Below are 11323 nucleotides of genomic sequence, written 5' to 3'. Positions count from 1 at the left end.
GGCAAGAACTCAGCGCGATCCGGCGAGTCAGAGAAAATCAGCATGACGGCGCCCGTGACCATGCAGGCGGTACCGGAGAAGATTGCGATGACAACGCCGGTGACAAGCACCAGGGAGGGCGAAGAATGGCGAGTACAGTTTATTATGCCCAAGGAATACACCCTGGACACGCTGCCTTTTCCCGATGACCCTGCGGTGACCTTGCGGGAGGTACCGCGCAGCTATTACGCCGTGCTGCGTTTCTCGGGTCTTGTCAGCGAGAAAAAACGTGCGCTGAAAACCGGGGAGCTTCTCCAATGGGCTGCACACCGGGGTATCACGACTATCGGAAACCCATCACTGGCGCGCTACGATCCGCCCTGGACGCTGCCGTTTCTGAGAAGGAATGAGGTCAGGATCCAGTACGATCCAAACACCGAATAGCGATACCCGGTAGAGGCCGTTTAGCGCCCGCCCTCGTCCACTTTCTGCGGGCCCTCCTCGTACTCTTCGTAAGTGAGACCCTTTATCAATAATCAGCTAATTCGGTTTAAGCATCAACCGCCCGCTGTGCTGGTGCGACCAAGATCTTGGTATCGCAATTGAGAAATGACAGGCAAAAAAAAGGTTCATCGCATATTTCCGGGGAAAGCGGCGCGGATCTTTAAAAAGAAGTAATCAATGTCGCGGTAGCCATAGGCCATGCGCTTTATGACTTTGATCCGGTTGTTCACTCCCTCCAATACGCTGGTATTCAGCGGATAGCTGGCACTGGCGATGATGCCGTCGGCGTACGGTTTCAGGTTCCTCGCGAACCACTGTAATGAAGGGATACCGCTCGCCAGCGCTTGGTTGAGCCAATGTGTGAGGCGCCAACGCGCGGCGCGCTCAGACTTGGCGTACCAAAGCCGTTTGAGCTGATCTTTCATCAAATACACCAGCATGAGCGGTTGGTTGGCTACGAGTAGCTCATCCAAGCTGGCGGCCTGTCCCGGCTCCAGGTTCTCAGGGTTGCGCAGTAATAACCATCGAGACTGTTTCACCAGGCGGCGCGCCGCCCTATCGCCTCGTAGTTGATTGGCTTGGTCGACGCGTACCCGATCAATGACCTGCCGCCCGTATTTCGCTACTACGTGGAATAGGTCATAAACAACACGTGCATTGGGGCAGTGCTCTTGGACCTCCAAATCCATAGCCGTATTTTGGTCCATCGCCACTGCCTCAATATGCTGGCAATGCTCACCGAGCCAGAGGAAGAAGGGCCTTACAGACTCGCGTGAGCGTCCTTGGCCCACCCAGAGGACCTGCTTGCGTTCGACATCCATAACCACTGTCGCGTAGCGATGGCCTTTATGCAGGGCAAACTCGTCCATCGCCAGATAACGCACACGGCTCAGGTCTGGAGTGGGGATGTCACGAGATAATCGCGCCTTATCGATGGTTTTGAGCGTATGCCAGTGCAGGCCTGTGAGCTGCGCGACATGTTTAATAGGCAGCAATCTCAATAACTGTTCAGCGTGGTTCCGAAGGCGTGTGGTGATGCGCGCATGGGGCGGGAGCCAGGGTAAATACTCTCGTGATATCCCGCAGCGAGAGCAGACAACTCGTCGCACGGGTACCTCCAGGCAGACACGATACTCGAACAGGTTAGCGTCTCTGACGCGGCGATGCTGGGTGTCATGAACTTGCCGACACGAGCAGCGACAATGAGAGCACTTTGGGCTGCGAGACGGGTCAGGCTGAAGCCGAATCAACTGCGTCTGATCGCCCAGTGGTTCAGATGACAGAAAGAGAAATCCTTCCCAGGAGAACCCTGGGAACGTAGCATGGGACATGGCGGCGGTCCTTTGGCTGGCTGTTTGGTCGTACTTACAACCTAAACCGATTGACCGTTCGCCTCTACTCCAATCCCGCTAATGCGCGATGAACCAAAAAAAAGCGCCGTTCCCAAAGGGTTCGGCGCATCAGGGAGGGTTGCTCGTTAGCGGTGCCGCTTGAAGGGCGGACGGCCGCGAAAGATGGTGGTCTTGGGTGCTTCGTCAACGATCTCCATGGCGGCGGCGTCGACCACCGGGAGTTCCACCTGGCGCCGGTTGAAGGGAGGACGCCCCGTAAACTCACGTACCCACACTGTTTCTGTAGCTACGTTGCTATCGCTGATTTCCATGGAGGCGATATCCACCGTTTCGACCGCTACGCGCTCACGCTTGAAGGGCGGCTTGCCGCGCATATCTACTTCCCAGCGGTACTCCGTGGCTGAGTTAATGCCCTCGGATAGTGCAGCTCCGGAAACAGACATTGCGGTGGTTACGATCGCTGCTGTAATCGCTGCGTTCAAAAATTTTGCAGGCCGTGGCTTGTCTATCGCGTTCATATCTTTGCTACCTCTTTAGCGTTCTAGCGGCAAATGTCCGTAGTGCATTTTTCAGGCTGACGATAATAAATGAAAACTATCCTGCTCCCGACCAAAGTGCTGAGAATTCACGATAGATTTTTTCTATCAATTTTCATCCAAAGAACGTTAATCTCCGCTATTTACCGATAAAAGACGCTTTTGGCGGTGGTGCGCACCTAATTGAACCGATAAATGCGCCATCGCAGAGCGTATGGCAAAAGGACGGGGGGCGCGAAATACGCTGCACCTTTGTAAGCCCTCGTTTTTCCAGGCTATGGCTCGACTATTGCAATCGGTAACTCATGTCTGCGCGCCACCTACCTTTAGTAATCCTGTTTTGTCAGCTTCTGGCTGGCGCGACCTGGGCGCAACAGACTGTTGAGCTTCCATTAATGACGGGATCTGGCGGTGCTCTGGAAGTTTCCATGAGTATCGACGGTCAGCCTGTGACCTTTTTGTTGGATACTGGTGCCGCTATGGCGACGATCAACAGCGCGGTATTTTCGGCTATTAGCGATCGCCGGAGCGTTCGTAAAACCCGTGAGGTTGCCGCCAGGATGGCGGATGGTCGAACGCGAAAATTAGACGTTTACGAAATTGAAGCACTTCACCTGGTAGGAGGGTGTGACATCGGCCCCACCGAGGTAATTGTGGTTCCCGGATCGGGTCGTAACCTTCTGGGTCTTAACGTGCTTTCACATTTTGCACCGCTGACGCTATCCATGAATCCACCGGCTCTGGGCCTTAGCAACTGCGTACGGAGCCTTCCTCATGATGAGCCTTTGCAGGAAGCTATTGCGGCGGTTGCTCCCTGAGCAATCCCCGGTAGCGAAATCACCCCCTCGTCTACTGGCCTTGCATAACATCCACGGCATGCCCCAACCTGGTGGCGATGATTGACCGTAAATCTCTGGCGAGAACCTTGTAAAAGTTTCTGGCCGGACTGCTGGGTCGCCAGGCCAGGACATGCAGTCTGGCGATGTTTTCGTCCGCTAACTCGCCCACTCTGAGTCCGCTATCGGCATTGATTTCCGATTCGACGTAAAGCGCTGGGAGGAATGTGAGCCCCATACCCATGACAACCATAAGTCTGAGAGCATCCAGGCTGCTCCCCTCATAGTCTCGGCGGACCTGTGCCCCCAGTCGTTGACACACGGCTTCAATCTGTCGGGAGAACTGATGGCCGTGCTCTGTAGTAAGTACTTGCTCACCATCAAGATACTGACCGCGCCAGGTTTTAACTTGCGATAAAGGATGATCGGCAGGAGCCGCAAGGAGTATTTTTTCCCGTAGCAAAGGCTCCTGCACGAGATCTTTGGCGTTGATGGGCAGGGTCGTAATGATCAGGTCGTACTCGCCCCTTGCGATGCCCTCCTCGAGCCCCCGGGGAGAGTCCTCCCGTACGTAGAATCGAAGGTTCGGGTGAGCGTCTTTGAGCGCAGGCAGAATCTGTGGCAACAGGTAGGGTCCCAGCGTACCTTTGACCCCCAATCGATAGGTCGCTTTTTCGTTGATCGCGGTGTCACCCATGACCTGTCCCAGTTCCTCCATGGCCTCCAAAACGCGCCGTGCCTGGGGCTCAAAGAGCCGCCCTGCGGGGGTCAGATAAGCGCCACTTCGCGAGCGTTCAAGGAGTTTCTCGCCGAGGGCCTCTTCGGCTCGAGAAATCTGTGCAGTCAGTGTGGGTTGGCTGATACCCAGTTCATCCGCCGCGCCACGGAAGCTGCCGTTTTTGGCAACGGCCAGGACGTATTCCAGTTGTTTCAGCGATGGTCGATTCACGGGCGCCGCAGGTAAGTCGCGCGTTTAAGACTGAGGAAGTTTTTTATCATCGCTGGCAGCTGTTGATTCTGACTGACTGGTGGGATCGTCCGACTTGAGTATGCCAAGACGATCGTGTTCGATGGTCGGGTGCTGGGTTACCGCCGGCGGCAATTCTCCTTTCGCATTGGCAGCGGTGCTCTTGAAGCGCTCTACTTTTCCGTAGAGGCCTTGTTTGCCCACGAGCGCCGTGACTGTTTTGTTGTACTTGTCGGTGGCAGTGCTGAGGGTTTTGCCCATGTCTTCCAGACGGTTTCCCACCAGGCACACCTTGTTATAGATGTCCCCCGCCATCTCGCTGATTTCCCGTGCTTCTTCGTTGCTGCGATAGGCAATCCACAGGCTGGCCACGGTACGGAGCATGGGGAGTAAGGTCGTGTGCGACACCATGATCACGTTCTTGCGATAACCATCATTGAAAAGTTCGCGATTGAACTTGAGCGCCTCTATGTATGCCGCCTCAATAGGCATAAACATAAAAACAAGCTCCGGGCTGTTCATCCCGCCGAGCGCTGAATAATCCTTTGCAGAGAGATCGTCGATGTGGCGTTTCAGGGCTGCGCCATGGGCTTTTAATGCTTCGATGCGTTCTTCATCGCTTTCGGCGGCGACGGCCCGGTCGTAGTCCACCAGCGAGACTTTGCTGTCGATGATGAGATGCTTCCCGTCCGGGAGTTTGATTACAAAATCGGGAATGCGCAGCTTGCCTTCACTGTCGCGAAAACTGCTTTGCGCCTCGTAGTGGCTTCCCGGTTCCAGCCCCGCTAATTGCAGAGTGCGCTCGAGCTGTACCTCACCCCAGTTGCCCGTAGTTTTTTTGTCACCCTTCAGCGCCTTGGCAAGATTCTCCGCCTGGTCGCTCATTTTTAAACCTACACCCATCATCGTGCGAAGCTCACCGGCGAGGCTTTCGTTGCCACGAATCGACTGTGCGTGGACTTCGTTGATGCGCGATTGAAACCGGTGAATCTGTTCGCCAAAGGGTTTCAGCAGGGACTCCATGGACTGCTGGTTTTCCTGGCTGAACTTTTTACCGCGCTCTTCAAAGATGCGGTTAGCGAGATTTTCAAACTCCACAGCGAGCTGTTGCTTGCTGCGCTCCAGCAGCGCCAACTGTTCCTTGTGCTTTTCCTGATCCGCCGTTTGACGGGCGCTTAATCCGGCATTGGTGGTGGCCAGGGAGTTGCGCTCAAGCTGTAACTCGGCAACCCGTTCGCTCATGTTCCGAAATTGCTCAGCGAGAACTTCGCGCTCGCTCAAAACGCTTGCATGAGCGATCTCCAGCTCCTGCAATCGATCCCGCTGCGCATCTAGATCGCCCCGGGTCTTCGAAAGCTCCGCGCCCCGCCAGAACCAGGCGATTATAGCGCCACCGATTAAACCGGCCGCGGCGTAAAGGAGAGACGGATCGTTAAGCGCGGTTTCGATCACTGACCAGAATGCATCGCAGTAATGAGTTCAAGCCTCACTCGCTTTTACTGCCCGCCAGCTGCGAGATATCAGCAATCGCCATGAACTGGTCGCGAAGGCTTGCCAGCAGGGCAAGACGGTTTGCCTTCAGAGCAGGGTCTTCAGCATTCACCATGACCTTGTCGAAAAAGGCATCCACGGGAGCCCGTAGCGCTGCAAGGCGGCCCAGTGCGGTGGCGTAATCCGCCGTTGCCAGGGCATCGATGTTATCTTTTTCGGCGGCCGATATTGCCTCGTAAAGCGCAATTTCATTAGCTTCTTTGAGTAAGTCAGCGCTTACTTTAGCTTCAATGTCGCGATCCTGCGCTTTCGCAAGAATGTTGCTTACGCGCTTATTGGCTGCTGCCAGTGCCTCAGCTTCGGCGCGCTCCCCAAAGGCTTTAACGGCGCGTACGCGACGATCAAAGTCGGCGGGTTTTGAGCTACCGCTGGCGCGCACTGCACGAAACACCTCGATGGCAATGGCGTCATTTTCGTAGAGCGCCGGTAATCGGTCGAGCATGTATTCAAACACCGTATCGCCCGTGCCCTCGGCGATGATATCCGCGGGAAAACCGCCACTGGCGAGCTCCAGGCATTCGCGCAAATCCAGCGCAAGTTTCTTCTCAATGATGATTCGCAGCACGGCAATGGACGCCCGTCGCAGCGCAAAGGGGTCCTTCGATCCTGTCGGCGGTTGGCCAATGCCGAAAATACCCACGAGCGTATCCAGGCGATCAGCAAGAGCCACCGCCACGGCCACATCGCCTGCGGGTAGATCGCTACCCGCCTGGGTGGGCCAGTAGTGTTGTTCGATGGCGTCGGCGACTTCGTCACTCTCACCGTCGTTACGAGCGTAGTAGGCACCGGCGATGCCCTGCATATCGCCAAACTCCAGCACCATCTCCGAGACGAGGTCTGCCTTGCACAGTTCCGCGGCACGCTCGGCAAAAGCCTGGTCCGCACCGATGAGCGCCGCCAACTTTCCCGCGAGTCTCTGCACGCGCTGGGTTTTCTCCAGCAGTGAGCCCAGTTTCTTCTGGAACACCACGGCACCCAACCGCGGAACCCGCGAAGCCAGCGTACTCTGCCGGTCCTGCTCAAAAAAGAAGGCTGCATCAGCCAGTCTGGGACGAATGACTCGCTCATTCCCTGCGATTACCTGGCCAGGATCCCGACTTTCGATATTGCTGACGGTGACGAAGTTCGGCATCAGTTGGCTGTCTGCGTCCACCACCGGAAAATACTTCTGGTGGCTCTGCATGGAAGAGATCAGCGCCTCGGCGGGAACCTCGAGAAATGCCGTATCAAAACTGCCTGCCAGGGCCACGGGCCACTCGACGAGGCTGGCGACTTCACCCAGGAGATCGCTATCGATGAGTGCCTGACCTCCCAGTGCCGCGGCGGCTTTCTCTACCTGTTGTTGAATCAGCTCACAACGTTCCTGAAAATCAGCGATAACCCAGGCATCGCGCATGGTTGTCCGGTAATCTGCCGCGGATGAAAAACTCACGCTCTGTGGTGCATGAAAGCGGTGTCCTTTTGACGAGTTGCCGCTGGTGATCCCCAGTACTTCCCCAAATCCGCTCTTATCGCCGTACATCAGCACGACCCAGTGTATGGGGCGGACAAATTCTTTTCGTGACGCTCCCCAGCGCATGCGCTTGGGCATGGGTAAATCTGCGACGGCTCCATTGATGACCTCACAAAGGCAATCGCTGGTTTTCGCGCCGGTGACGACCTGTGTCAGGCCCAATCGCTGACCCTTCGGGGTATCAATGACTTCCAGTTCATCGGCCGTGCAACCCTGTTTGGCGGCAAAGCCCTGGGCGGCGCGGGACCAGTTGCCCTCCTCATCCCGTGCCTGAGCCAGAGGTGGCCCCAAAGCCTCCCGGGTCTCGTCAGCGGCCTGTTCGACAAGATCCTCAACCAAAACCGCGAGACGTCGCGGCGCGGCAAACCAGTGACTGTCACCGTGGGACAGTCCTTTTTCCGTCAGTCGGTTTACCAGTTGTTCGCGAAGGGCAATGCCCAGCTGCTCCAGACTGCTTGAGGGCAGTTCTTCACAGCCAATTTCCAGAAGTAGGGGCTGACTCATGCTGCCGCCTCCTTAAGCTGGGCAAGGACTTCGTCGCGGATAGCGGGCTCAGCCATGGGAAAGCCCAAGGCCGCGCGAGCGTTAAAATAGGCCTGGGCAACGTTTCGCGCCAGGGTACGCACTCGCAGAATATAGCGTTGTCGTTCTGTGACTGATATCGCGTGGCGCGCATCCAGCAGGTTAAATGTGTGGGAAGCTTTCATGACCATTTCATAGGCCGGAAGGGGAAGGGCCTTTTCGGTGAGACGTGATGCCTCTTTCTCACAGTGATCGAACTGCGAAAACAGAAAATCGACATCTGCTTCCTCGTAGTTATAGCGGGACATCTCGACTTCGTTCTGGTGGAACACATCGCCATAGAGCACGGGGCCCTGGGGGCTGCGGGTCCACAGCAGGTCATAGACACTGTCAACGCCCTGCAGGTACATGGCGATCCGTTCAAGACCATAGGTGATCTCCCCGGTTACGGGATAACACTCGATCCCCCCGGCCTGCTGGAAGTAGGTGAATTGCGAGACTTCCATGCCGTTGAGCCACACTTCCCAACCCAGGCCCCAGGCCCCCAGTGTCGGTGATTCCCAGTTGTCCTCCACGAAACGGACATCGTGGATAAGCGTGTCGATGCCCAAGGCTTCCAGAGACTGAATGTAAAGCTCCTGAAACGCCGGTGGTGAAGGCTTCATGGCTACCTGAAACTGGTAGTAATGCTGCAATCGGTTGGGATTTTCACCGTAGCGACCGTCAGTCGGGCGCCGGCTGGGCTGAACATAGGCCGCGTTCCAGTTCTCCGGCCCCAGAGACCGGAGAAAGGTGGCGGGGTGAAAGGTGCCCGCGCCTACTTCCATATCCAGGGGCTGGAGAATAAGACAGCCCTGCTCTCCCCAAAACTGCTGCAATATGAGGATGAGTTCCTGAAAACTGATGGGATCTGCGACTGGATTGGAATACTGGCTCACGCGAAGTCCTGTACGAGATGCAAAAGGCCCGTAGTATACCGTCAGTAAGAGCGGCACAATATGCAGTCCTTACATTGAGAGCGCATTCCAAGCGGTTATCAGCTTTATTACTGGCCTGCAGATGAGGATACTGACTGTCAGGCCAGGCAGGTCTGCCAGGAAGCCCTCAACGATGGCGTCGAAAAATGTGTGCGAATAGCCTCTATGCAGTATCAGTGGGAGTACAAACGCTTTAGGGTAGGACCCCGGGGTCCCGTGGACTATTACGCGCTGGACGGACGGTCCGAGTCCCTTTGACCCCGGTATCCTCTATCCCCCTCTAATCGGAGTTAACAATGTTTTTGGGCAAGTTGCTTGCGGGCGTTCTCGGTGTACTCGTTGCGGGTTTTCCAGGACTCATCTTTGGCGTGGTTATCGGACACCTCTTTGACCGGGGGTTGGCCGGGGTCCTCCGTATGGGGTCCGGCGATCTTGAGAAGGTTCGCCAACAGTTTTTTCGCACCACTTTTTTGCTCATGGGGCATGTCGCCAAAGCGGATGGCCGCATCTCAGAAGACGAAGTGGCACACACAGAGGCCATTTTTCGTCAGCTGGGTCTGTCTGATGATCAGCGCCACGAAGCCATTCTGTTGTTCAAAGAGGGTGGCGACGACGCTTTTTCCGTAGAGTCCACCGTTCAAAGTTACCTGATGGCGGGGGGCGTGCATCCCGCGCTTAAGCAAACCCTGATGATGTTTCTGGTGACCCTGGCGCTGGCGGACCATGAACTTCACAGCGGCGAACGGTCGGCGCTGCTGCAGATCGGCAAGCTCCTGGGGTACCGCGCAGAAGTGGTTGAAGAGTTTTTGCGCATGGCCACGGCGCAGGAACAGTTCCATCAGCAGGGGGGCGACTCGTCTGCCCCTACAATCGCCGATGCCTACGCCGCCCTGGGTGTGAGCGAGGAGGCCCCCGACAAAGAGGTCAAGCGGGCTTATCGCAAGCTTATGAGTCAGCATCACCCGGACAAACTTTCAGCGCGGGGTGTGCCCGAAGATATGCTCAAGATTGCGACGGAGAAGTCCCAGGAAATTCAGGCGGCCTATGAGTTGATCAGAAAGTCCCGGGGGACGGGAAAGAGCGGGTAGCGGATGTCCAGGCGCCGACCGATGATTATCGGAGACTGGCGCAGCAAGGTTAATTCCGCCAGAACATCGGCGTAAACAGCACCAGCAGTGTAAAGACCTCGAGACGTCCCAGCAGCATGGCAAAACACAGCACCGACTTCGCAAAGTCACTGACTTCGCCATAGTTGGCTGCCACCGAGCCGAGGCCCGGCCCCAGATTGTTGAGCGCGGCGGCCACTGCAGAAAACGCCGTTATAAAATCGAGGCCCGTGGCCATCAGCACCAGCATGATCACAATAAATGCGAAGGTGTAGACCGCAAAAAAGCTCCACACCGCACTGACGACCGTTGCTTCTACGCGACGATTGCCGACTTTTAAGGGGATAATCGCATGGGGGTGCACGAGCTGCTTAAGCTCCCGAATTCCCTGCTTATAGATCAACATAAGACGCATGGCCTTGATGCCGCCGCCGGTAGACCCCACACAGCCGCCCATAAAAGAAAACATTAGCAGCATCATGGGGAGAAAGCCCGGCCACAGCGCAAAGTTCTGCGTAGCAAAGCCCGTGGTAGTGGTAATGGAAACCGCCTGAAAAAGCCCGTGAACAACGCTCTCCTGAAGGTTCAGGGTTTGGGAGAAAACCAGGTAAGCGCAGGTGATGGATACGCACACCGCCATGGCACTGAGGAAAAACCGCGCCTCGGAATCCTCCCAATAGCCCAGCACACTGCGCCGACGGAAGGCGGTGAAGTGAAGACCGATGTTGAGAGCCGAAATCAGCATAAACAGCGTGCTAACCAAATAAATGGCATCACTTTCAAAGTAGCCCATGCTGGCGTCGTGGGTGCTGAAACCACCAATGGCAACGGTGGCAAAAGCGTGGCATACCGCGTCAAAACCCGACATTCCAGCGAGGCCGTAAGCCGCTGCGCACACTACGGTAAGTGCCAGATACACGGTAAACAATGCCTTGGCGGTCTCGGTGATGCGCGGAGTCAGCTTACTGTCTTTGCTGGGGCCCGGCGTCTCTGCGCGATACAACTGCATACCACCGATCCCGAGCATGGGAAGCACGGCAACCGCCACGACGATGATCCCGATTCCGCCCAGCCATTGGAGCATTTGCCGGTAAAGAAGAATCGATGGGGGCATATCATCGAGTCCGGTTAACACCGTAGCCCCGGTGGTGGTAAGGCCCGATACGGATTCAAAAATCGCGTCGGTGACACTCATATTCAAAGACTCGGTGAGCCCAAAGGGTAGCGCACCGAACAGGCCCAGAACTGTCCAGAACAATGCCGTCACCAGGAATCCATCACGGATTTGCAGGTCCCGTTTAACGCCGCGCAGAGGCAGCCACAGCGTTGCGCCCGAAAGCAGAGTAATGGAAAAGGCCGAAATAAAGCCTGTCACCGTATCGTCGTCATTGAGCACCGCGATGAGCAGCGGTGGCAGCATCGTCACACTAAACAGCGTGAGTAAAAGCCCGAGGATGCGCAGACTGACAGAAAAGTGCAT

10 protein-coding genes are annotated in these 11323 nt (G+C 56.2%); 3 read left to right on the top strand and 7 right to left on the bottom strand.

What is annotated here, in order from left to right:
* On the top strand, positions 1 to 423 hold a 423-nt coding region (locus ACTG3T_RS08195), incomplete at its 5' end, for an SOUL family heme-binding protein (protein WP_439101778.1).
* 185 nt (positions 424 to 608) lie between these two features.
* Here the strand turns inward: ACTG3T_RS08195 and ACTG3T_RS08190 are convergent.
* Both ACTG3T_RS08190 and ACTG3T_RS08185 read right to left on the bottom strand, forming a co-directional pair.
* Positions 609 to 1814, bottom strand: a complete 1206-nt coding sequence (locus ACTG3T_RS08190; RefSeq protein WP_439101777.1) for an ISL3 family transposase — start codon at positions 1812 to 1814, stop codon at positions 609 to 611.
* A 146-nt stretch (positions 1815 to 1960) separates the two neighbouring features.
* Positions 1961 to 2353 (bottom strand): hypothetical protein, encoded by a 393-nt coding sequence (locus ACTG3T_RS08185; protein ID WP_439101776.1) that lies wholly within the window; start codon positions 2351 to 2353, stop codon positions 1961 to 1963.
* A 413-nt stretch (positions 2354 to 2766) separates the two neighbouring features.
* Between ACTG3T_RS08185 and ACTG3T_RS08180 the strand changes: the two genes are divergently transcribed.
* A complete protein-coding gene (locus tag ACTG3T_RS08180) occupies positions 2767 to 3189 on the top strand; it encodes a retroviral-like aspartic protease family protein (RefSeq protein ID WP_439101775.1) in 423 nt (140 codons plus the stop codon).
* A 31-nt stretch (positions 3190 to 3220) separates the two neighbouring features.
* On the opposite strand, the gene ACTG3T_RS08175 is transcribed toward ACTG3T_RS08180, so the two are convergent.
* From ACTG3T_RS08175 to glyQ, 4 genes are read right to left on the bottom strand one after another with little or no spacing between them, the layout of a single operon-like run.
* Positions 3221 to 4156, bottom strand: coding sequence for a hydrogen peroxide-inducible genes activator (locus ACTG3T_RS08175; RefSeq protein ID WP_439101774.1), 936 nt, complete (start codon positions 4154 to 4156; stop codon positions 3221 to 3223).
* Positions 4157 to 4180: 24 nt separating this feature from the next.
* Positions 4181 to 5626: a DNA recombination protein RmuC gene (gene rmuC / locus ACTG3T_RS08170; RefSeq protein WP_439101773.1), complete on the bottom strand. Its 1446-nt coding sequence runs from the start codon at positions 5624 to 5626 to the stop codon at positions 4181 to 4183.
* Between the two features lie 34 nt (positions 5627 to 5660).
* Complete coding sequence (glyS, locus tag ACTG3T_RS08165) at positions 5661 to 7742, bottom strand: glycine--tRNA ligase subunit beta (protein ID WP_439101772.1); 2082 nt, start codon at positions 7740 to 7742, stop codon at positions 5661 to 5663.
* Positions 7739 to 8698: a glycine--tRNA ligase subunit alpha gene (glyQ, locus tag ACTG3T_RS08160; protein WP_439101771.1), complete on the bottom strand. Its 960-nt coding sequence runs from the start codon at positions 8696 to 8698 to the stop codon at positions 7739 to 7741. The genes glyS and glyQ overlap by 4 nt, the downstream gene beginning before the upstream one ends.
* A 335-nt stretch (positions 8699 to 9033) precedes the next feature.
* On the opposite strand from glyQ, the gene djlA reads away from it, so the two are divergent.
* On the top strand, positions 9034 to 9825 hold the full coding sequence (gene djlA / locus ACTG3T_RS08155; RefSeq protein WP_439101770.1) for a co-chaperone DjlA: 792 nt from the start codon (positions 9034 to 9036) through the stop codon (positions 9823 to 9825).
* 49 nt (positions 9826 to 9874) lie between these two features.
* Here the strand turns inward: djlA and ACTG3T_RS08150 are convergent, their stop codons facing one another.
* Positions 9875 to 11323 carry a TrkH family potassium uptake protein gene (locus ACTG3T_RS08150; RefSeq protein WP_439101769.1) on the bottom strand — a complete coding sequence of 483 codons (1449 nt, stop codon included), beginning with the start codon at positions 11321 to 11323 and terminating at the stop codon, positions 9875 to 9877.

The organism is Congregibacter sp. (genome assembly GCF_965660375.1).
Lineage (GTDB): Bacteria > Pseudomonadota > Gammaproteobacteria > Pseudomonadales > Halieaceae > Congregibacter.
The sequence above is the reverse complement of the archived record's forward strand: the minus strand, read 5'-3'. Positions and strand labels throughout refer to the sequence as shown.

Coding starts and splice junctions, on each gene's coding strand:
- ACTG3T_RS08190 (WP_439101777.1), bottom strand. CDS start 1,814: ATGTCCCATGCTACGTTCCCAGGGTTCTCCTGGGAAGGATTTCTCTTT.
- ACTG3T_RS08185 (WP_439101776.1), bottom strand. CDS start 2,353: ATGAACGCGATAGACAAGCCACGGCCTGCAAAATTTTTGAACGCAGCG.
- ACTG3T_RS08180 (WP_439101775.1), top strand. CDS start 2,767: ATGACGGGATCTGGCGGTGCTCTGGAAGTTTCCATGAGTATCGACGGT.
- glyS (WP_439101772.1), bottom strand. CDS start 7,742: ATGAGTCAGCCCCTACTTCTGGAAATTGGCTGTGAAGAACTGCCCTCA.
- djlA (WP_439101770.1), top strand. CDS start 9,034: ATGTTTTTGGGCAAGTTGCTTGCGGGCGTTCTCGGTGTACTCGTTGCG.
- ACTG3T_RS08150 (WP_439101769.1), bottom strand. CDS start 11,323: ATGCACTTTTCTGTCAGTCTGCGCATCCTCGGGCTTTTACTCACGCTG.